Below are 22,707 nucleotides of genomic sequence, written 5' to 3'. Positions count from 1 at the left end.
ATAAATAAAAATTCTTTATTGGGGAAATAGTATTTTTACATGACTAAAATCGGAAAATTGAATAAGTGATAAATTTACGATTTTTAAGTCCCCAAACACTGTATTCGATTTGACTGCAAAAACATGTAAATCAAATGACAGTTATAGTAAAAGAAACTTGCATAACAACATGAAGTCTACTTAGTCAAAATTCAAGGGTAAAATTTTAAAAAATTAAAAATATATAAAAAACCAAGTGTTTTACCTGAAGGGCATTAGAGCGTAAAATAGAGGATTGTTGTATTTTCAGGAAAATTTGTCTGTGCAGAATGATTTAAATATTGATCAGTGGGTAATGGCAAGAGATCGTTACCGTTTAAATCGTTTGCGTAAAGATAAAAAAGCCAATACAGCAGAGATTGAAAAATTATTTGAACAATCTAATGCCAAAGTAAGGCAGCGATTTGAACGACTGCCTAAAATTAAACTCAATCAAGAATTACCTGTTTCTCAACATGCTGACCGTTTAATTGATGCGATTCAAAAGCATCAGGTCATTATTGTGGCGGGTGAAACAGGTTCAGGTAAAACCACTCAGCTTCCTCAAATTGCAATGTTAGCAGGCCGTGGCTTAACGGGTATGATTGGGCATACTCAGCCACGTCGTTTAGCTGCACGTAGTGTTTCTCAGCGTATTGCAGAAGAAGTCGGTGAAAAGCTTGGCGAATCGATTGGTTTTAAAATCCGATTTAATGAACAAGGTTCGCAAGATTCAATTGTACGGTTAATGACCGATGGTATTTTGCTCGCCGAGTTAGGCAATGACCGTTTCTTGTCTAAATATGACACGATCATTATTGATGAAGCGCATGAACGCTCACTCAATATCGATTTTATTATGGGTTATTTAAAGCAGTTACTGCCAAAACGCCCAGACCTAAAAGTGATTGTGACTTCGGCAACTTTAGATGTAAATCGTTTCAGTAATTACTTTAATAATGCACCAGTTTTTGAAGTAGAAGGTCGTAGCTATCCGGTTGAAGTGCTTTATCGTCCAATTTCAGAAATGAATATTGGCGGAAGTGACGACGATGAGTTTGATGATTTCGAAGAAAACTTACCTCGAGCAGTTGTACAGGCAGTTGAAGAATGCTTTGCTGATGCAGAAGCAAAAGGTCATCCTGAACATGCCGACATTTTAATTTTCTCAAGCACAGAGCAAGAAATTCGAGAGTTACAAGAAACTTTACAAAAGTATGGGCCTAGACATACCGAAATTTTACCGTTGTATGCGCGCTTAGCTGTTTCTGAACAACAAAAGATTTTTAGTCCAGGTGGTAAAGGCCGCCGTATTATTATTGCGACCAACGTGGCCGAAACTGCACTTACGGTTCCAAATATTCGTTATGTGATTGATAGCGGTTTTGCCCGTATTTCTCGTTATAACTACCGTTCACGTGTGCAACGTTTACCAATTGAAGCAATTTCTCAAGCTGCTGCTAATCAGCGTAAAGGGCGTTGCGGTCGTATTGCGGCGGGTGTGTGTATTCGTTTATATAGCGAAGAAGACTTTTTAAGCCGTCCTGAGTTTACCGAACCTGAAATTAAACGGACTAACTTAGCGTCTGTTATTTTACAAATGCACAGTTTAGGTTTGGGTGAGCTAGAAAACTTTGATTTTATTGAGCCGCCAGATTTCCGACTTGTAAATGATGGCCGTAAGTTGCTGATCGAGCTAGGCGCACTTAACGAGAAGAAAAATGAGCTGACTAAAGTCGGGCAAATGATGGCACGTATGCCAATTGATCCACGACTCGCTCGTATGATTGTTGGCGGTGCTCATTTTGGTGTACTCAAAGAAATTTTAATTGTGGTCAGTGCTTTAGCTGTCCAAGACCCACGTGAGCGCCCAGCCGATAAACAGATGCAGGCTGACCAAAAGCATGCTTTGTTTAAAGAAGCAGATTCAGATTTTCTGTTTTATTTGAAACTTTGGGATACTTTAAATCCTAAAGGTGAAGCAGGCATGTCTGAAAATAAACGACGTCAGTTTGCTAAGCAGAATTTTTTAAGTTGGTTACGTTTACGTGAATGGAAGCAGACACACCAGCAATTGGTTGAGTTAGCAGAAGGTTTAAAACTTAGCTTTAATGAAAAAGCTGCAAATTATGAAAACTTGCACCGCGCATTGCTGACAGGCTTATTATCGTTCATTGCCAATAAAACAGATGAGCGCAATACCTTTATGGCGGTGCGTCAGCAAAAGGCTAAAGTTTTTCCAGCAAGTACGTTGCACAAAACCAATACCTCTTGGGTGATGGCTTTTGAGATGGTTGAAACCTCTCAAGTGTATTTACGTACTTTAGCCAAAATTGACCCTGAATGGATTTTGCTTGCTGCACGTGACTTATTGAAATATCACTATTTTGAGCCGCATTGGTCTAAAAAAGCTGGGATCGTAAATGCCTATGCTCAAATTTCGCTGTTTGGTTTAATTATTGAGCCAAAACGGTTAATTAATTTTGAGAAAGTTGACCAGCCTGCTGCGCATGAGATTTTCTTACGCGATGCATTAACCACTGGTAATTTGGGTACGATCCCACCATTTTTAAAACACAACTTGCTTAAACTTGAAGAAGTAGAGCGAGTTGAAGATAAATTGCGTCGCCGTGATTTAGTGGTCGATGAAGAAACGATTTATCAGTTTTATGCCTCTAAGATTCCTGAAGAAATCGCAAGCCGTCGTAGTTTTGAAGACTGGCGCGCGACGGTAGAAGCGAATCATCCACGCTATTTATTTATTGAAGATGATTCACTCTGGCTCAATGACCGACCAACAACGCAGCAATTCCCAGATCATCTACACAATGGGCAGCTACGTTTAGCAACAACATATCATTTTGACCCGAGCCATGATGAAGATGGTGCCACTGTTCAAATTCCTGTGCAGGCGCTGCCTCAAGTTGATGAAAATATTTGGTCATGGGGAATTCCGGGTTGGCGCCAAGATTTAATTGAGGCATTACTTAAAGCTTTACCTAAAGATAAGCGTCGTAATGTAGTGCCTATTCCTGATACTGCTCGTAAGCTCATGCAAGGCATTGATGCAGTACATTTACGTGAACATATTTTTAGTTATTTAGCTTTTGCCTTACGTGGTGAGCAAATTACTGACAAAGATTTCTCGTTTGAACGCATTGATCCATATTTGGTGCCTTTCATTAAGGTTATTGATGAAAAAGGTAAGCTGATTGCGAAAGGTCGTGATTTACCTGAGTTAAAAGCACGTTGCCGCGTAGAAACACATCGTCCAGTTAAACAGCAAAAAGGTGAGTTTAAGGACTTTCCTGAAAACTTTACTTTTGAGGCTTCTCATAAAGTTACGGGCGTTGTAGTAAAGCAATATCAGGCTTTGGTTCCTACAAAAGCTTTTGCTGACCTCGAAGCTAAAGATGAGTCAGGCATTGTTATTCAAACGTTTAACGATCAAGCTGAGGCGATTAAGCAGCATCGTGAAGGGATTATCCGTCTCGTCCATATGCAACTTGGCGATTTGGTTCGCCAGTTGAAAAAGCAGATTTCAAAACCGCTTGCTTTGGCATATTCACCTTTGGGTGATAAAGCTAAGCTTGAGCAGATGTTGGTCTATGCTACGTTGCAAATGGCAATTACAACTTTGCCAATTAATGCAGATGAATTTAATAAACTGCTTGAGCAAGTTAAAAAGCAATTTTTGACCCATGGTCAGCAAGCACTTGAGCAACTAAGTGATATTTATATTCAATGGCAGCAAATTCGCCGTCAGCTTTTAGTGCTTGACCGAGACATATTTGGCCGTAGTGTTGATGATATTGAAGATCAGCTAGATTTAATGTCACTTGGTAATTTTGTTTACTGCCAACCCGTCGATCTTTGGCAGGAATATCCGCGATATTTAAAAGCGCTGCTATTGCGTTTAGATCGATTGCCAAATAATCTACAGCGAGATCATGCCGCTATTGATGATGTCGATCCATGGATGGACAAGGTATTTAAATTCAAAAACGATCCAAAAATCAAAGAATTGTATTTGATGTTGGAAGAATTCCGCATTTCTTTATTTTCTCAACCGATGAAAACCAAGATGCCTATTTCACCAACTCGACTGCAAAAGTTATGGGATCGTTTGGGAATCAGTTAAGATAGATCGGGGTCTGTTTATGTTGTTGTTTAGCCTACAACGCAATTTATAAATGAAAGATTAACAGACCCTATTCATTTTTTTAGGAGTTTTACATGGGCATTCGTATCACAGGTACTGGGTTATTTCACCCAACAGAAATCATTTCTAATGAAGAACTGGCCGACAGTTTAAATGCTTATGTGGAACAATATAACCAAGAGAATGCAGAGAAAATTGCAGCAGGTGAGCTAGAAGAATTACGTGGTTCTAGTGCTGAATTTATTGAAAAAGCGTCTGGTATTAAGCGCCGTTACGTGATTGAGAAATCGGGTATTCTTGATCCAAATCGCTTGCGTCCTCGTTTGTCTGAACGTTCAAATGATGAACTTTCACTTCAAGCAGAGTGGGGTGTGATTGCTGCAAAGCAGGCAATGGAAAATGCAGGCGTAACTGCTGAAGATATCGATGTTGTAATTTTGGCATGTTCAAACATGCAGCGTGCTTATCCAGCAGTTGCAATTGAAATCCAGTCAGCACTTGGTATTCAAGGTTATGCCTACGACATGAACGTTGCATGTTCAGCTGCAACTTTTGGTTTGAAACAAGCGGCAGATGCAATTCGTTCAGGTGCTCGCCGTGTTTTATTAGTGAACGTTGAGATTACCTCTGGTCATCTAGACTACCGTAACCGTGATTGTCACTTCATTTTTGGTGATGTTGCAACGGCTTCTATTATTGAAGAGACTACGACTAAAACTGGTTTTGAAATCTTAGATATTCATTTATTTACTCAATTTTCAAACAACATCCGTAATAACTTCGGTTTCTTAAACCGTAGCGAAGATGCGGTCGTTGACGATAAGTTATTCCGTCAAGATGGCCGCAAAGTCTTTAAAGATGTTTGTCCGTTAGTGGCAAAAATCATTAATGCGCAGTTAGAAAAAATGCAGTTAACTGCAAACGATATTAAGCGTTTCTGGTTACACCAAGCCAATGCCAACATGAATGAATTAATCTTGAAATATGTGGCTGGTAAAGAGGCAGATCTAAGCCGTGCACCAATTATTCTAGATGAGTTTGCCAATACCTCTTCAGCAGGTGTGATTATTGCTTTACACCGTACAGGCCACGAAGTGGATGATGGCGAATATGGCGTGATTTCATCTTTCGGTGCTGGCTATTCAGTAGGTTCGATTGTTGTACAAAAGCACGTTGCTTAAGTTGCAAAGTTAACTAAAAAACGCTCGTAAGAGCGTTTTTTTATGAGCGAAATAATATAAAAAGCGGGCCAAAATTAGCCCGCTTAGATTGAATCAAAAGTTATTAAAACTTTTTGGTGTAGTTTACAAATAAGCGGTCTTCACCAAAATCATTGCCATGTTTAACGTTGTAATCAATCCGAATATATTGCAGGGCAACGCCTTTTAAGAATGGCTGTTGAAACGCATAGTTTAAAATCACATTCGACTCGGTTTCATGATTTTTCTCACCATTCGCTGCCTTGAAATCATTTCCGTAAACATATTTCACCATCGCATTTAGGCCCGGAACATAATCTTTAAAGTCGTAGCCATACATCACATGATAGGACTTTTCGTCTTCTTTAAAGAATCCGGTGGTATTCCAGTTAATGAAATAGGTCTCTGGTAAGAAACCATCTGGTAATGGATAAGCCGACTCACCGATAATCTGCTGGTACCCCAAGCCAAAGGTATGGTTTTTTACTTTAAGAGTCTCTAGCACTCCAATGTTTTGCGCATCAATATCAAAAGTGTTGCCGTCATCTTTTGCATTAAAGTATTTAAACTTAGAGGTCAGGGCAAAATTAGGTTGTTTCCAATTATGCTCAAGTCCAACATAGTGTTTGTTGTAGAGATCTTCTAAATTACCAAAATAATATTCGCCCTTTAAAGACGGCGTAAATTGATAGCGTAGGTCAATATAATTCAATCCATCGGATTCTTTAGTGATTCCATTTGATGTGAAAGAAAACTTTTTAAAATCTTCTTCATTTCGTGGAGAGACTTTTTCAACCCGACCAATTTCAGCATAAAGCTGATCTGAAAGTTGCGACTTAAGATTGGTTCCCCAATAAGAGGCAAGTAGTTGTCGGCTGGCATCCACAGCCGTTACTGGTAAGTCTAACCAGAGTTCACCGACGCTTAAAAGGGTTTTGTCATAGCCCAGTTTTAACGTGGCGCCGTATTTTAAAAAGTCAGATGCTTGAGATTGTGTTTCTTTATTAAAAGGCAAAACCGTGTCCGCAACGTGCTTGTCTGAACTTAAGCGAACTGCGTATTGAACAGAAGCATCAGCCCCAATGGTGATGGGTTTGTCTGCAATTTGCAGCGGAGTGTCATGCATTTTCGATTTATAAAATAGCGATGCTGCTTGAGACCAACTGCCCGTGTCTTTGAGTGCATCATTATCAAAATTACGGTTGATGTAGGCGTTTTTTAAAGTGAATTTCCATTCATCTTCACTTTGTTGAGCTGTATCTGCTGCCCATAAACTTGGGCTAGTCAATAAACCTAATAATGTGGCTATTGCTAAATTACATGGTTTAAAGCGGTGTAATAATTCCATAATCCATTTCCAAAAAGATGCGCCAGTCCTCGGCACATTTAATTTACTGCTGGGTAAGCGTGTTTTGAGGGTTAAAAGTTGATGGCGTTTGTGCAGCAACAGAGGCTTTTAGATTGACCATAAATATTGCAAGTGCAGCAATCACACCCGGAATTGCAATCGCTAAGAAATTCATTTGGTGAGGAAGCTCAAGCGTGAGTAGGGCTCCTGTTAAAACTGGTCCGATAATCGCGCCAATACGGCCAATTCCAGATGCCCAGCCCATGCCAGTTGAACGAAGTGCTGTCGGATAGAACTGTGCAACGAAAGTGTAGAGTAAGATTTGTGAACCAATTGTGGCAGCACCAGCAATCGCAATCAGGCTATATAAAATAAATTGCGGACTATTAATGCCAAGCAAAATTAAAGCTGCTGATCCCACAATAAACATGATCGTAATAACAGGTTTTAAATGGAATCTATCTGCTAAAGCACCGCCGCCAATTGCACCGACCATGCCGCCAATATTGAGTGCAAACAGGAACAACATGCTCGCACCTAATGAATAGCCCGCTTGCAGCATGAGTTTAGGTAACCAGCTTCCTAAGGCATACACCATGAGTAAGCACATAAAGAAAGCAATCCAGAACATAAACGTGCTGAAAGTACGGCCTTGTTGGAAAAGCGCACGGACAGGTGCATCTGTGGTTGTGCTTTCGTTTAACACCAGTTGTGTATTGGCGTTTACCTGCGTTTCTGGCGCAATTTTACAAACAATACTTTTTGCCTGTTCGCTATGGTTCGATTTCACTAAAAAGGTGAGAGACTCTGGCAAAAATTTCCAAATGAGTGGGAGCAGTAACAGGGGAATACCCGCAATTAAAAACATGATTTGCCAGCCCATATCTTTAACCAGCCATGCACCAAGTAGAGCAGATGTCATGCCGCCAATTGCATAGCCACTAAACATGATTGCCACTAATGTACTGCGGATTTTTTTTGGTGCGTATTCGGTCATAAGCGCAACGACGTTTGGCATAACGCCACCAATCCCAAGACCCGCAATAAAGCGTAAAATAGCAAACTCAGTTGGTCCTTTGGCAAAGGCACCTATAAAGGTAAAACCGCTAAATAAGGTGACACAAATCAGGATGGTTTTTTTACGTCCAAGTTTGTCTGAAAGTGTGCCGAAAATCATGGCACCAAACATCATGCCGAATAGAGCGGCACTGGCGAGTAAACCAGCTTCTACCGCAGTTAATGACCATTGCTGCATTAACACAGGAAGAGCAACCCCATAAATAACTAAATCATATCCATCAAAAATAATAATAAGTAAGCACCAGATTAAAACTTTCCAATGAAAAGATGTAAAACTGGCTTTATCAATTAACTCATTAATATTAACCTTGCTCATATCCATTTTCTTCACCTCCAATTTGTGAAGCATTGCGTTATTTTTTAATAAACTATTTTGTTATTGGATTAGAGTCAAAAACCTAATTGATATATCTTTATGTCTTTAAGGTATTGTGCTTTTATTGGTTTAATTATTTGAAAAATATGTATTTATTTTTATTGCTTTAGTTGGTTTTGTTGTGTCTTTAAAATGGGGTTAAATATTGTATTATGAGAATTTTAAGGATTTTATAGATGTTTTTTTATAGATTTTATTGATGATAATCACAGCTAAAAATATAGCTAAATTTATATTATGAGTTGAAGTGAAAATATAAAAACAAAATACTAAAGTCTATTATTTAATTATTTTAGAAATTGATCTTAAAAATGAAATTTAATCTATATTCAATAAAAAATCGCAAAATCAGAATTAACAAATTATTTGCATCCTGATGTGGCGATTGAGGCTTTATTTTAGTGGCGGGCGCTTAGATAAAAAACTTAATTTGTGGCTGAAGTTGAACGTGGTGTGAGAATGAAATGGGCGATTACACCAATACAAATGCCCCAAAACACTGAGCTTAATCCAAGGAAATGCATGCCTGATGCAGTTGCTAAAAAGGTAATAAGTGCAGCATCACGTTGATTGTCATTTTTCATGGCAACAGAAATATTGGTGGCAATTGCTCCAAGCAAGGCTAAACCTGCCAATGCTGCCACCAACTCTTTAGGAAGTAGGCTAAATAGCATGACAATACTGCCAGCAAATAAGCCTCCTAAAATATAAAAAATCCCGTTGGCGATTCCTGCGATATAGCGTTTTTCTTTCAGTTCATGTGCATCTTTGCCCATACATAAAGCTGCGGTAATTGAGGCAAGCACAATCGTAATACCGCCGACGCAGGCAACAGCTAAAGAAGCAATACTAGTGACAGTAATAATGGGTTTGGCTGGTGTGTCGTAACCGCTGAGTTTCATAATCGCCATACCCGGTAAAAATTGGCCGGTTAGGCTGACTAAAATGAGAGGAACAGCGAGGTTGAGTGTTGAGTTCCATGTCCATTCTGGGCTAATCCACTGTGGAATAGCTAAACTAAAACTCACATCAACCGGATTCATTTTTCCTAAAATGAGGCTTAATAAAACTCCGGCAGCTAACACCCAAATCATGGTGTAGCGCGGCATTAAACGTTTGGCAATTAAAAAGACAATAAGCATACTAAAGACAATAAAAGGCATGCTATCAGACGCGGTAAATAGACCAATACCAAATTGAAAAAGAATACCCGCCATCATGCCCGCAGCGACATCTTGCGGAATCCATTTTAGTAATTTGTCGAAGTAACCTGTAACGCCAATTAAGAATATAACAATGGCAGAAGTAATATAGGCGGCTACTGCTTCATTCAACGAGACGTTTGGAAATAGAGTAACTAACAGGGCAGTACCTGGTGCTGACCATGCGGTGATGACAGGCGTTTTATATTTAATCGAAAGATAAATACTTGAAACGGCAGCACCAATTGAAATTCCCCAAATCCATGACACCATCATATCGGTGGACACATGGGCACGCTGAGCAGCTTGAAAAAAAATAATCAGTGGGCCTGAGTAAGAAATTAAAACCGCGAGAAAGCCCGCAACTGTTGCTGATATGGACCAGTCATTTTTTAATGTCTTTAACAGGGTTGCCATGTGTGATTGCCTCCATGCAAATCATATTATTTACCCAATCATATAAAAAGATCAGTGTTAACCCTGATCTCCACCTCCGACTGAAATAACCGATCCGGTCATATAGGATGCTTCGTCTGATGCAAGAAATAAAATTGCATTTACTTGTTCTTGAATTGTGCCATAACGGCCCATAAATGTTCGATCTATGGTTTGATCAACCACTTGCTGCATCCAGTCTTTTTCATTTTGACTTAACGGATTGGCATTTCGTGGCACTTTGCGAGGTGGTGCTTCGGTTCCGCCAGTCGCAACGGCATTGACTCGAATTCCGTCTTTGGCATGTTCAAAAGCAAGCGATGCTGTTAGAGCATTTACACCGCCCTTAGATGCAGAGTAGGGAATACGGTTAATACCACGGGTGGCAATTGAAGATACATTTACAATCACACCTGATTGTTGCTTAATCATGGCGGGTAGCACAGCGCGGCAACACCATAACGTTGGAAATAACGAGCGATTTACTTCCTTAATGATCTCTTCTTCGGAAAACTCTTCAAAAGGTTTCATCCAGATCGCGCCACCCACATTATTAATCAGGATATCTACCCGACCATAGTGTTCAATGGCTTTTGCAACTACCGCTTGCGCGCCTGCATAGGTTTCAAGGTCGGCATTAATCGTAACAGCATCGCCACCTGTGCTCTGAATTTCTTTAAGAACTTCCTCAACATATTCAGAGCGGTCAGCCATGATGACTTGTCCGCCTTCAGCCGCGACTTGTAAAGCTACGCCACGCCCAATGCCTTGAGCACTACCCGTAACAATCACGACTTTATCGGTAAATCTTTGACGGTTTGACATAGATAACTTCTCCACCTGTTAATTCGCAGAGAATTTTTCAAATAAGAAATTAGCAGGTTTGATATTTTCAGTTTCTAACCAGCCGCGTACAGCTTCTACCATTGGCACTGGACCACATAGATAAATATCGACGTCGCCACCGTTTAACCAGTCACTTTCAATATGACCCGTTACATAGCCTTTGCGTTCATGGTTGCTCTCAGGGCTTGCAACTACAGTTCGATATTCAAACCAAGGGAATTTCGCCTGCAACTCATTGAGTTTTTCTAGAGCAACCAAATCAAAGTCATTGGTGACACCAAAGACTAAACGAACAGGCTGTTCTGAACCTTTCTCTTCGAGTACTTGTAACATCGACATAAATGGGGCAATGCCAGTACCGCCTGCAAGCATCAATACTGGACGCGCTACATTACGTAAATAGAAGCTACCGAATGGACCGGTAAATGTCATTTTGTCGCCAGCTTGGGCATTTTTGCTTAAGAATTCACTCATTTTGCCATTTGGTACGTTACGGACCACAAAGCCCGTTAAGCGATTGCCCGGTTTTGAGCTAAATGAATATGAACGTGTTTCACCAGTTTCAGGAATAGCAACGTTGACGTATTGACCTGCAAGGAAATGAATATCTGGTTGACCTTCATCAAGTTGAATATCAAATGTGATCGTTGAGTCTGATAAGTTTTCAACGCGGGCTAATGTACCTTGGAAGCTATGAATTGCAGTTTTGCAAACATCTGACGATGCTTGAATTTGAAATACAGCATCTGAAGTTGGGCGACATTGGCAAGCAAGAATATAACCTTGCTCAGCTTCTTCTGGTGTTAATGCATCTTCAATATAGGTTTCTTCTGGCATGTCATAACTGCCGGATTCGCAAAATGCGCGGCAAGTTCCACATGCACCGTCACGGCAATCCAAAGGAATATTAATTTTTTGGCGATAGGCTGCGTCAGATAGGGTTTCGCCCTGAGCTACGTTAATGAAACGTGTAACACCATCTTCAAATTGAAGTGCAACATTGTGGTTTGACATGGCATGTATCCTACAAAATATTTGAAACTTTTACCCTCAGCCAACAGTCCGTTTAACTGAGGGGGTATGTCTTAAAGGTGGTAGATATCAATGACTTGATTGATATAGTCATTTTTCAAAACGACATACTTGCTCAAGATTTTTGGTTGATCACCTGAAAAATCGATCACATAACGTGACATACCGAAATAGCTGTAATTTGTCTTGTAACGGAAACTCAAGGTATTCCAGTTAAAGCGCACAGTAACTTTGTCGCCATCGCGCTCTACGACTTCAACGTTGGCAATATTGTGGCTTGTGCGTGTGTCTGGCATGGTTGCAGATGAGCGCTCGGTTTTAATACGGAACACACGATCTTCTAAACCTTGACGGTCTGGATAATAAATAAGTGAAATTTCAGATTGCGGATCTTCAGTTAATCTATCGTCGTCGTCCCAAGCTGGCATCCAGAAAGAAGCTTCCGGTGCATAGCATTCAAGCCAGTCATCCCATTGTTCATCATCTAAAAAACGAGCTTCACGATAGAGAAACTGAGCAATATTTTCTAAAGTTGCTTTGTCTTGAGCACTCATGCTGTTTCTCCCTGATCAGCAATTTCTTTCTCTGATGCAATCGCGTGTTTCATGGTGTGTAACCAATATTGATGTTGGGCCAGATACAGTCCTTCATCTTCAGTTTTGATACCACTTAACATTGGTTTTAAACCGATTTCGTTCGCTGCATCGTCTGGTCCATAAATCCAGTGTTTAGAACCGCGGCACATGTCATTCCATTCAAGTGCAATACCTGCGTAGCCTGCCTGACAAGCACGGAATTCTTCTAAATCGTCTGGTGTTGCCATGCCTGATGCATTAAAGAAATCTTCATATTGACGGATACGACGTGCACGAGCTTCAGGTGCTTCGCCTTTAGGTGCGATACAGTAAATAGTGACTTCAGTTCTATTAACCGAAAGTGGGCGAAGTACACGAATTTGCGAACCGAACTGATCCATCAAATAAACGTTTGGATAGAGGCAAAGATTACGTGAACGCTCAATCATCCATTTCGACATTGCTTCACCGTATTTTTTGGTGTATTCATCTGCTTTCGGGAAGTTTGGACGGTCTTCTGGGTTTGCCCATTGTGTCCAAAGCAACATGTGGCCATTTTCAAAGCCATACGAGCCACCGCCTTGTTTACCCCAAGAACCTGCACTCATCGCACGGATGTTATCGGCAGCTTGTGTTTCTTTACGATGTTGAGTTGTTGCTGCGTAGTTCCAGTGAACAGCAGAAACGTGGTAACCATCGGCACCATTTTCAGCGGTGAGTTTCCAGTTACCTTCATAGGTATAGGTAGATGAACCACGTAAAACTTCTAAACCATGTTCAGACTGATCAACAATCATGTCGATGATTTTGGTGGTTTCACCCAAGAATTCTTCAAGTGAAGGAACATCGGGATTTAAGCTACCAAATAAGAAACCTTTGTAGCTCTCAAAACGAGCCACTTTTTTAAGGTCATGTGAGCCTTCTTGGTTGAAGCAGTCTGAGTAACCAGCTTCGCTTGGATCTTTAACCTTGAGTAATTTACCTGAATTGTTAAACGTCCAGCCGTGGAAAGGGCAGGTATATGTTGCTTTGTTACCACGCTTGTGACGGCAAAGTTGTGCTCCGCGGTGTGAACACGCATTGATCATGGCATTGAGTTCGCCGTTACGGTTGCGGGCAATAATGACTGGCTGACGACCAATGTGAGTGGTGTAGTAGTCATTATTATTTGGAATTTGGCTTTCGTGCGCTAAGTAAACCCAATTACCTTCGAAGATATATTTCATTTCGAGGTCAAATAGGGCTTCGTCAGTAAACACTGAGCGATGAAGTTTAAATTCACCTGTATCGATATTATCTACAAGTAATTCATCAATACGGTCAAGATGGCTAGTATTGATTACAGGAATACGTGGCATGTCCGTTCTCCGACTTTCCAAAAGTGTGGAAGTCACCAAGGCCTTAGCTACGATTTACAAGGTCTTGATATCCTAATATTGTCAATGAAGCGCATGAGTGCGCTGGGTGTTTAACCGTGAATTGATGAAGATGAATCACTGGAAGATTGGCAAGAGGGCTTTTTCACAAAGCAATTCATCACTTCATCGGTTTGTTGCTTGTATATACCTTAAAAGAATGGTTAAACTGTGTCTAAGACTGAATTTGCATTTTTTTATATCTTAAAGGTATGGATGCCTTATGGAACTAAGACATTTACGGTATTTTGTGGCTGTTGTTGAAGAGCAGAGCTTTACAAAAGCTGCGGAAAAACTATTTATTGCTCAACCACCTTTGAGTCGACAGATTCAAAATTTGGAAAGTGAGCTTGGAATTCAACTGTTTGAGCGCGGAAGCCGTCCTTTACAGACAACCCCAGCCGGACATTTCTTTTATCAGCATGCCCTTAAACTTTTGTCGAATGCTGAAGAAATAAAAAGTATGACCAAACGTATTGGTCTCATTGAACGTAGTGTGACGATTGGTTTTGTCGGGTCTTTACTCTATGGTTTACTGCCGCGAATCATTTATTTATTTCGGCAGCAGCAGCCGCATCTGAATATTCAATTGATGGAGTTAAGTACTACTGAACAGCTACAGGCGTTAAAAGAAGGACGTATTGATGTTGGGTTTGGACGTTTAAGAATTAGTGATCCTGCGGTAAGACGTATTTTGCTACGTAAAGAACGTTTGGTGGTTGCTGCACATACGAGCCACCCCATTGCTCAGCGTACAGAAGGGGTATATCTGGCCGATCTCATTGATGAAAAGATGTTTATGTATCCCACTTCGCCAAAGCCTAATTTTTCAACCCAGCTTTTAAATATTTTTGCCGAGCACAGTTTAGTTCCAAAAAATATGCATGAAATACGGGAAATTCAACTGGCTTTGGGCTTGGTGGCAGCGGGTGAGGGTTTATGTATTATTCCTGCCAGTGCCGATACTATTCGCTTTCCTCATTTAAATTACATTCCGATTTTAGATAACGGTGCAGTCAGCCCGATTTTCATTACTGCTCGTGCAATGGACCGAAGTGAAGACTTACAGCTTTTATTTGATTGTATTTATCAGGTTTATGATCTTGAAGGTATTCCATATAAACGCACCGTTTTCACGCTCGATCAAAATCCGATAGATGATTCAGACGGTATCGATTTTTAAATAAAGCAGGGCATAGCCTCAAAAGCTGAAGCTATGCGTTGATGTGTTTTAGAAAGCCCAAATTAGTTTTAGCCAGCTAGTATGTCCTTCGGGACGATATTCGACTTCGGTTTCTTTTAAAAATTTGGCTTCGATAGACCAGTTTTTATCGGCATATTGAATGCCTGGCCCAATTGCAAAAGCTTGTCCTTTAAACCCAATGTCATTTCCGTTTACTTTGTCATCTGTAGTTTGTTTAAAAGCATAGCCTTCAACTGCAACTTTGAGTTTAGGGTTAATGCGGTAGCCTAAGCTATAGTCATCCGCAATATATTGTCCAGACTGGTAGTCGGTTGCATCGTTACGCGTATTCCAGCTATAAGACAGTTTAGTTGAAAGGTCTAAGCCTGCCGCGTTGGCATAACTATAGGCAAGAATAGGTCGAATGGTGTGATAGTTTTTCCCGAGATTAGCTTCAACTGGGTGTGTCGTACTTGGAGTGTCGTATTCACCTGTCCCAAGTACGGTTTCTAGGGCTGCAATCCAGTGATGATTTCCTTGATGCCAGCCGAGCATGCTACCCAAAATCAAGTCTCCGAGACCTTGGTTTGAGTCAGCCATTCCATTTACTTTAAGCCGTAGATCGACCAAGGGCTGGGCTGCATAAAACCCGAGTTGTCCATCCAGAATTTTTTGATCGGTCATCCAGACCAACCGCGGAACCACGGCGTTGACATCAACATGGAACTGATCGGGACCATTTTGAAAATCTGATGCGTAGTAATTTTGATAATAACTAAGTAAGTAGATACCAGCAGGTGGTAAGGCACCCGCCATCATACCTTCGGCACCTAAAGCAAAAGAGTCCGAGCCATTTTCTGTCGCAAATGCAGAAGGAAGGTAAAGGGCACTGATTACACCACATATGATTGCAGCAATTTTGTTATTCATAGAATGTCCTATTCTGTATTGTTTGGCTTGTCACTAAAAAACGTTATTCCTTAACGGTCTTTAAAATTTGAGTCTGTTTAACCTGTAAATTTGGAATGCAGAACTCCTGTGAGCTTTGTATTTGCTTTCTAAATCACAAATACAAAGCTCATTTGAAAAAGTGGATTGTTGAATGGTTTGTCTTTAGATGTGCTTAAACAAAGCCGAACACGATTGTCCAGCAGCACCATCGGCTGCACTTAAGAAACGTTCAGTATGAATGTCTCGTTCGAATAAGCGGCTTTGCATGAGTGTTGAAATTGCCGAGTCGATCATGATTGGTGGGCCGCACAAATACGCTTTGTGTCCACCACATCGATTTTCAAAGTAATCGGCAACAGCCTCATGCACGAATCCGGTAAATCCAGTCCATTGGTCTTCTGCTTTTGGTGCATTCAGGGCAGGGATATAGCGGAAGTTTGGATAGTCTTTTACGAGTTGTTCAAACAATTCTCGATTGTACAGCTCTGCCAAGTCTCGTGCTCCTTGGAAGAGGTAAATGGTGCGACTATCTCCAGATTCAAGCAAATCTAAAATCATCGATTGTGGACTTGAAAGACCTGAACCACCTGCAATGAAAATGGCATTTTGATCATCTGACTTGCGTACGAAAAATTGACCATAAGGGCCTGAAATATCGAGCTGATCACCTGTGGCAAGTTGTTCATGTACATAAGTCGTCGCTGCACCGCCTTCAACTTTACGAATATGCAACTCAACAATGCCCACTTCACTTGGTGAATTGGCAATTGAAAATGCACGAGTTCCTTCAATATCTGGAAATTGGACATTGATATATTGGCCAGCTTGGAATTCGATTGGGCGATCTAGTTGTAGTCGGATTCCTTTAATGGTTGGCGACAAGTCTTTTATATCAATGACGGTCGCTTGATAGTCTTGAACCAAATGACCTAAGAAATCTGGGTCTTCATCGACATCGGCTTCAATGACCATGTCGGACTGTGGTTTGCAGCAGCAGGCAAGCACCTTATTTTCATCACGTTCAATATCCATGAGTGCAAATGGCGAGGCTTCACCAACATCATAAAAACCGTCAGTGACTTGAACCTTACATGTCCCGCAAGTGCCATGACCACAGGCAAAGGGTAACCAAACGCCTTGGCGTAAAGCGGCATCTAAAATTGTTTGGTCTTCTTCTACTTCAATCGTTGTTCCGATCGGTTCAATGGTGACTTGATAACTCATGACACACCTCCGAATTAAACGTAGCTGTCGTTATAGCCATTTAATTCTGGCGTAACGAAACGAAGTAGTGACTTCTGCCCAAAACCAAGCTCTGCCAAGCTTTGTGTACTCTCTGGGCTAATTGTTTGACCATCTAAGGTGTATTGCACTTTTGACCAATCAATTTTGGCAAAATCTGGATGTTGGGCAAAACCACCTGTAATTTGTTGCTCAATCAACTGTCCAAAAGTTTGTTGAGGCGAGGCAAGCATGGCATGTGCCGAGCAAAAAAGTGTGTGATGATCCCAACCCACGTAAAGTAAGAATTGATCACCATAATTTTTTTGCAGATCAAGCGGTTCAAATTGATAGTTGTTGTGTATCGCGCGAACAGTCATGTTCAATCTCCTTATTTCCTATCAGGCAGCTTGATGACTGCCTGAACAATTCCTTGTGCTTAAGCTGCGTTGCCTTTCCATTTTTTCCAGCGCTGTTGGTCTGGTGAACCTTCAATATCCAGATTGTCGGCGCCGACATTCATGCGGTAATAATCGCGGAGCATGGTTTCGAGGTCACCGCCACCACAGTTGCCTTGCAAAATTTGATTTACAGGTAACCATGCTTGTATATATTTCTCAGGCTCACGTTCGAAAATGTCATGACAGCCATCTGAACAGGTATGGTAGCGTTCGCCTTGGTAAATGCTATGGCGATAACTAAATTGAGTCGGATCATCACCCATTTCGGTAAAGGTCATAGGAATCTGACAAACCTGACAAAGCTGTGGTAAACCTGCGCTGTAGAAACGCTTACCTTCAGCTTCCATTTTGCGGGCCAGCTCCCATTTTGGACGGTAGTATTTATCGAAAGTGTCTGGATATTTAGCCGATAACCAATCCATTTCTTCGTCGGTTGGAATCCAAGTATGGAAACCAGCAGCATGACCAAAGTTATAGAAAATCCACCATGCCTGATGTGAGACATGCTCTTTTTCTTTTACAATGACATCGCTATATTTCGGCATACGAATGCCATAACGGCTTAAATCTTTAAATAGCGCACCACCTGCCTGTTCAAAATAAACCTCCCAAGCTTCTTTCCAAGACATCACTTTGTTTGGCAGCATGTAATCCATCATCATGCCTACAATTGAAAGCAAACGCGTTCCCCGCCAGAACCATTTATCAATCCATTCCTGAACAATAGGTACGTTGTCCTCATGTTGTTCGAGCAAGAATTTCACGATTTCCAGACCAAGCGTCATGTGGCGCGCTTCATCTGACTGTGCACTAAAACCAAAGGTCACGGTTGCCATATCGCCGTTATAAGCTGCACCCGACATAAACGGCACAAATAGCAAGTTGGTAAGTACATATTCAAAAGCAAAACTAATCGCTAATAAAAATTCGAAAGGTCCGGCAGAACGGGCATCTTCAAAAAATGATTTAGGCACAGACAAATACCAAACGCGGTCATGCATATGCGCCCAGTCCTGAAAGCCATCAAAGAACTTGTTGTAATGGCTCATGGCATGAATTTGGGTCTGTACATGACGCAGCTCATCAATCGACTGCATCTGAGAAGCAATACGTGCTCCAATACCACTAAACTGGCGACCTACGTGGGCATAACCTTGATAAGCCTGATATTCAAGTGGGGTAACCGCCGTTAAAAAGAGTTTAATCGCATTTAAGTAGCGTTCATTGCTGACATTCATCTGACCGTTGTTTTGAGCAAACGCATCAAAAATGGCATAAAGTTTTTTCTCTTTTTCTGCCTGATATTTCCAGTAAGCATCCATGGTTAAACGGAATGGATCTTCCCATTTAGACCAGTCCGTAATTTTGATGCCTTCAAATTCTTCATAAGGGAAGGCGTCTTTACGGTCAGCATAGGAAAAGTCCCAGTCCAGATCACGGGTTAAAGCGCGGTAACGATCTTTAGCATTTAACTTTTTGCTGGTTTCTTTCGTTTGAGTTGTCATGATTGATCATCCTTAAATCTTTGTTAAACAACGTCTATGTTGTGATTAATTCCAGTGAAGGCGGAAAGTATCGTCATCTTCTTCGACATTGCCGCCCAGCGTAATCATGTTGAGTTGTAACGATTGGATGTCCCAATCTTGGCCTAGCTTTTCAGATACGGTTTCAGCTTTAATCACCAAATCAGTTTCACTTTCAATGCGAATCATGGCGGGTAAATACTGAATTGAAGCTTCAGGGTTATCTTCTTCAATCGCTTCGAGGATGTAGCGTGAAGTATCGTTGTCTTGTAATGCGAGATAGACTTTAGACATGTTGCTTCTCCTTAAGCATTTGTAAGTGGTTGTAGACCTAGTTTTTTTGCACGTTCAATAACGGCTTGTGCTGCTTGATCAACTGCATCTGCTGTTAAGGCTGCTGTTGCCCACGGTGTAAAAGCTGCTTTTACTTGAGCCAAAGACTGAGTGAACCATTCATTTAATAGTTGTTTGTTATGATCAGACTCTGCTGCGGCAGTTTTAATGACGGTGTCTGACCACTTACGTAAATCACCTAAAGTGTCTTTCATAAACTCGGTCAGCATGGCTAAGTCGCGAGCATTTTGACTCACTAACCACTGATCAAACTGTTGATAGACAAGCTCTGTCACAAAGCCGTCAATCACAAGATTTTGTAATAAGAAAAGTTTGAAATAGTCTTGCTCGGTGAGGCTGTCTTCACATAGACGGCGTAAGCCTTGCCATGCAGGATGCTGCATCCAAGCCTGTTTTGCCTGCTGTAGTGAGTCGCCGCTATTACCATCTAAAGCTAAGCCAATCCGTGAGATGTACTGCGCAATTCCTAAATGATCCATCGCGGCATAAATACAAGCTTGGGTAAGCACGGTGCCATAACCATAGGCACTGCCAGACATCATGTGTAAGTTTGCAGTTTGTTCAACGTGGCGAAATGGCAATAGGCACTCAATGACCTTAGCTTTGACTTCATCAGACAAATGTTCTGCAAGCTGACGTTTTTCAAAAAAAGCAAAATTACTTTCGGCGGTGTCTTGTAACCGCGCACGGTGTTGAACATAAGTTCCATAATAGAATTGACGTGGATCTTTAAATGCATACCAATCTTGCATTTGCAGGGCAGTATGGGTTTTATCATTTAAGGTCTTTTCAGGTTTCCACAAAGGACGATAGTGAAAGTTAGTTTCTGCCTGTACATCAAAACTTACTTCTTGATATCGAGTTGCTGGCTTAGTACCAAATCGTCTTTCTATATAGGCGTAGTTTTGGCGGATAGGTTCGACATTTGACGTTTTGATCTCTAAAGTCATGGCTTTATCTCCTTATATTTTTTACATCTGATCATCGTGATCGTTGCTATTACTATTACGTTGTGTGCCGACTAAGGTTGCTTCAGTGCCATAGCGCCATTTTTCTTCCTGAGCATCATTAAAAGCTTGCTGTTCTTGGGTCATTTCAACCACTTGATTGGTCTTACAAAAATCATTAAATGCATGTTTAGGCAAAACCAGTTCCACAAATAGACTTGGGTCGTGAATGGCAAAATCGAATTCGATAAACTCTGCGTTTAAGTCGCCAGTGACCCGAATATATTTGGTTAATACTTCGACTTGAGGTTGCGTCATGCTGTACTCCATCAAGACATAGTCTTGAAATTGATGAATGCTCCTTGCTCTCGCTATAAGCTTTACAAAAGCTATGCCAACTTTATTTTTGTTATTAAAAACATGTATTTATGATTTTTTTTTGAAAGTGAGGTATTTTTGAAATTCACCATTTCATGAATATTTTTGAATGGTGAAATAGAGATCTTCATGATTTGATGAATAGGGCCGTACAAATTTCTTTTAAGAATGTTTGAGGCTTTAAAGGGAGATATTTAGAAATACTTTTTTAGTATGAAGTTATGTCTTTAAGGTAGTAGGACATTTATCTGGTTCTTCTATAAGATGAGATAACACCCAAATGTGTTTAATGGATTAAAACAGATCACTCATGGCTCGAGTAAAATACGATACAACGGGACGATACGCAGATCATCCGCAAGAAATTCATGATTTGCTATCTAAACTGCACTTTGATACTGCCCACGGCCAAATCTGGTTTGATGAATATCGCATGCTACTTTTACACACCAGCATTATGGGGTATTTGCGTAAAGATTTAGCACACATGATTGGGCTTGAGCGAACCAAGCGTTTCTTTATTCGATTAGGGTATCAAGCTGGATTAAAGGATGCAGAAGTTACAACAAAAATGCGTCCCGATTTAAATGAACACGATGCTTTTATGGCGGGTCCACAAATGCATGCTATTCGTGGAATGGTGCAAGTACAGGCCAACCAGCTCAATTTAAGCCACGATAAAAAACAGTTTTATGCCGATTTAAATTGGCTTAACTCTTTTGAAGCCGATGTGCATTTAGAGCATTTTGGCCCAAGTGATGAACCTGCGTGCTGGATGCTTCTTGGTTATGCATGCGGATATAGCAGTTTTGCGACGGGCATGACCATTATTTATCAAGAAATAGAGTGTAAGGCCTGTGGCGATGAGCATTGCCGTATTATCGGGAAGCCTTTAGAAGAGTGGGAAAATGCAGATGAGCTGATTCAGTTCATGTCACCCGAACCTATGGAAAAAGAACTGATTGCGTTGCAGGCTGAACTTTTTGAACTAAAAAAATCAATTTATAGCGACAGTGAAGCCGATTACCAATTATTTAGTTCTGTGGGTAAGTCAGCCTCTTATAAACAGGTCTGTGCATTACTAACAAAAGCAGCAGGTTCGAAAGTTTCTATTTTGCTACAAGGCGAAACAGGCGTTGGTAAAGAAGCTTTTGCACGAGGAGTTCATGAAAATAGCCAAAGAAAAGACCAACCTTTTGTTGCGGTAAACTGTGCAGCGATTCCACCAGAGTTAATTGAGTCCGAATTATTCGGGGTAGAAAAGGGTGCCTATACGGGGGCACATCAGTCTCGCTTGGGTAAGTTTGAACGAGCCAATGGCGGTACGATTTTTTTAGATGAAGTGATTGAGCTTTCTCCTCGTGCACAAGCAGCACTATTACGCATTTTGCAAGAAGGTGAATTTGAGCGAGTAGGAGATTCACAGACACGTATTTTAGATGTCCGTGTAATTACAGCCACCAATGAAGACCTTGAGCAGGCTGTAAAAACAGGGCGCTTTCGGGCAGATTTGTACTATCGCTTAAATATTTTTCCAGTTCAGATTCCACCTTTGCGGGAGCGCCGTGAAGACATTCCTTTATTGGTTGAACACTTTCTTCATCGTTTTGAAAAAATGTACGGCAAAACTATTCAGGGCGTAAGTGAAAAGACCAAAGTTTTTATGCAGCAATATGAATGGCCGGGAAATATTCGTGAGTTGGAAAACTTATTAGAAAGGGCGGTTTTATTAACGGACGATCAGCAACTGATTAAGTTAAATGCCATTTTTCCACAGATCAAGCATGACCCAGAGCAGGCTGTAGCTGTTGAAACTGACTTTGAGCAATTATTAAAGGCAGAGTTTAATTTAGAAGAACACGAAAAGCAGTTAATTTTAACAGCTTTAAAAAAGGCAAATCATAATGTGTCAGAAGCGGCACGCTTATTGGGACTAACTCGGGCAGCACTGGATTATCGAATTAAAAAATTTCAGCTTTGAGTCAATATCAACAAGCTCAA

Annotated in this window: 17 protein-coding genes and 2 pseudogenes; 5 read left to right on the top strand and 14 right to left on the bottom strand. The window is 40.9% G+C overall.

Features of this window, described 5'->3' with window-relative positions; all coding sequences use genetic code 11:
- Window positions 1-301 precede the first annotated feature (301 nt).
- Window positions 302-4,159, top strand: a complete 3,858-nt coding sequence (hrpA, locus tag K6I41_RS13015; RefSeq protein ID WP_250374510.1) for an ATP-dependent RNA helicase HrpA — start codon at window positions 302-304, stop codon at window positions 4,157-4,159.
- A 95-nt stretch (window positions 4,160-4,254) separates the two neighbouring features.
- Window positions 4,255-5,361, top strand: coding sequence for a beta-ketoacyl-ACP synthase III (locus K6I41_RS13010; protein WP_032004013.1), 1,107 nt, complete (start codon window positions 4,255-4,257; stop codon window positions 5,359-5,361).
- Window positions 5,362-5,464: 103 nt separating this feature from the next.
- Here K6I41_RS13010 and K6I41_RS13005 read toward each other — a convergent pair whose 3' ends face one another.
- From K6I41_RS13005 to benA, 7 genes and pseudogenes are all read right to left on the bottom strand, one after another.
- Window positions 5,465-6,727 carry an OprD family outer membrane porin gene (locus K6I41_RS13005; protein ID WP_192833716.1) on the bottom strand — a complete coding sequence of 421 codons (1,263 nt, stop codon included), beginning with the start codon at window positions 6,725-6,727 and terminating at the stop codon, window positions 5,465-5,467.
- 43 nt (window positions 6,728-6,770) lie between these two features.
- Window positions 6,771-8,129: an aromatic acid/H+ symport family MFS transporter gene (locus tag K6I41_RS13000; RefSeq protein WP_192833715.1), complete on the bottom strand. Its 1,359-nt coding sequence runs from the start codon at window positions 8,127-8,129 to the stop codon at window positions 6,771-6,773.
- Window positions 8,130-8,608: 479 nt separating this feature from the next.
- Complete coding sequence (gene benE / locus K6I41_RS12995) at window positions 8,609-9,802, bottom strand: benzoate/H(+) symporter BenE (protein ID WP_250374509.1); 1,194 nt, start codon at window positions 9,800-9,802, stop codon at window positions 8,609-8,611.
- Window positions 9,803-9,859: 57 nt separating this feature from the next.
- Complete coding sequence (locus K6I41_RS12990; protein ID WP_199987852.1) at window positions 9,860-10,645, bottom strand: 1,6-dihydroxycyclohexa-2,4-diene-1-carboxylate dehydrogenase; 786 nt, start codon at window positions 10,643-10,645, stop codon at window positions 9,860-9,862.
- Between the two features lie 18 nt (window positions 10,646-10,663).
- Window positions 10,664-11,680 carry a benzoate 1,2-dioxygenase electron transfer component BenC gene (gene benC, locus K6I41_RS12985; protein WP_250374508.1) on the bottom strand — a complete coding sequence of 339 codons (1,017 nt, stop codon included), beginning with the start codon at window positions 11,678-11,680 and terminating at the stop codon, window positions 10,664-10,666.
- Between the two features lie 52 nt (window positions 11,681-11,732).
- Window positions 11,733-12,252: pseudogene (gene benB, locus K6I41_RS12980) on the bottom strand (benzoate 1,2-dioxygenase small subunit).
- Complete coding sequence (gene benA / locus K6I41_RS12975; protein ID WP_250374507.1) at window positions 12,249-13,631, bottom strand: benzoate 1,2-dioxygenase large subunit; 1,383 nt, start codon at window positions 13,629-13,631, stop codon at window positions 12,249-12,251. Before benA ends, benB begins: the two are co-directional and overlap by 4 nt.
- A 106-nt stretch (window positions 13,632-13,737) precedes the next feature.
- Here benA and K6I41_RS12970 point away from each other — a divergent pair.
- Both K6I41_RS12970 and K6I41_RS12965 read left to right on the top strand, forming a co-directional pair.
- Window positions 13,738-13,867: pseudogene (locus K6I41_RS12970) on the top strand (hypothetical protein).
- Window positions 13,868-13,911: 44 nt separating this feature from the next.
- Entirely contained in the window at window positions 13,912-14,871 is a 960-nt protein-coding gene (locus tag K6I41_RS12965) for a LysR family transcriptional regulator (protein WP_004702719.1), read from the top strand.
- A gap of 48 nt (window positions 14,872-14,919) precedes the next feature.
- Here K6I41_RS12965 and K6I41_RS12960 read toward each other — a convergent pair whose 3' ends face one another.
- From K6I41_RS12960 to K6I41_RS12930, 7 genes are all read right to left on the bottom strand, one after another.
- Complete coding sequence (locus K6I41_RS12960) at window positions 14,920-15,801, bottom strand: SphA family protein (protein WP_250374506.1); 882 nt, start codon at window positions 15,799-15,801, stop codon at window positions 14,920-14,922.
- A 183-nt stretch (window positions 15,802-15,984) separates the two neighbouring features.
- Complete coding sequence (locus K6I41_RS12955; protein ID WP_250374505.1) at window positions 15,985-17,046, bottom strand: NADH:ubiquinone reductase (Na(+)-transporting) subunit F; 1,062 nt, start codon at window positions 17,044-17,046, stop codon at window positions 15,985-15,987.
- A gap of 14 nt (window positions 17,047-17,060) precedes the next feature.
- Entirely contained in the window at window positions 17,061-17,423 is a 363-nt protein-coding gene (locus K6I41_RS12950; RefSeq protein WP_250374504.1) for a phenol hydroxylase subunit P4, read from the bottom strand.
- A gap of 59 nt (window positions 17,424-17,482) precedes the next feature.
- Complete coding sequence (locus tag K6I41_RS12945; protein WP_000211828.1) at window positions 17,483-19,009, bottom strand: aromatic/alkene/methane monooxygenase hydroxylase/oxygenase subunit alpha; 1,527 nt, start codon at window positions 19,007-19,009, stop codon at window positions 17,483-17,485.
- A 45-nt stretch (window positions 19,010-19,054) separates the two neighbouring features.
- Window positions 19,055-19,321 (bottom strand): MmoB/DmpM family protein, encoded by a 267-nt coding sequence (locus K6I41_RS12940; RefSeq protein WP_000049450.1) that lies wholly within the window; start codon window positions 19,319-19,321, stop codon window positions 19,055-19,057.
- An 11-nt stretch (window positions 19,322-19,332) separates the two neighbouring features.
- Window positions 19,333-20,331, bottom strand: coding sequence for an aromatic/alkene monooxygenase hydroxylase subunit beta (locus K6I41_RS12935; protein WP_250374503.1), 999 nt, complete (start codon window positions 20,329-20,331; stop codon window positions 19,333-19,335).
- Window positions 20,332-20,352: 21 nt separating this feature from the next.
- A complete protein-coding gene (locus K6I41_RS12930; RefSeq protein ID WP_250374502.1) occupies window positions 20,353-20,646 on the bottom strand; it encodes a phenol hydroxylase subunit in 294 nt (97 codons plus the stop codon).
- Between the two features lie 370 nt (window positions 20,647-21,016).
- Here K6I41_RS12930 and mobR point away from each other — a divergent pair, with 370 nt between their 5' ends.
- Entirely contained in the window at window positions 21,017-22,687 is a 1,671-nt protein-coding gene (mobR, locus tag K6I41_RS12920) for a phenol degradation transcriptional regulator MobR (protein ID WP_250374500.1), read from the top strand.
- Window positions 22,688-22,707: the final 20 nt, after the last annotated feature.

The sequence above is a fragment of the Acinetobacter sp. AS23 genome, from assembly GCF_023612055.1.
Taxonomy (GTDB): Bacteria; Pseudomonadota; Gammaproteobacteria; order Pseudomonadales; family Moraxellaceae; genus Acinetobacter; species Acinetobacter oleivorans.
The sequence above is the reverse complement of the archived record's forward strand: the minus strand, read 5'-3'. Positions and strand labels throughout refer to the sequence as shown.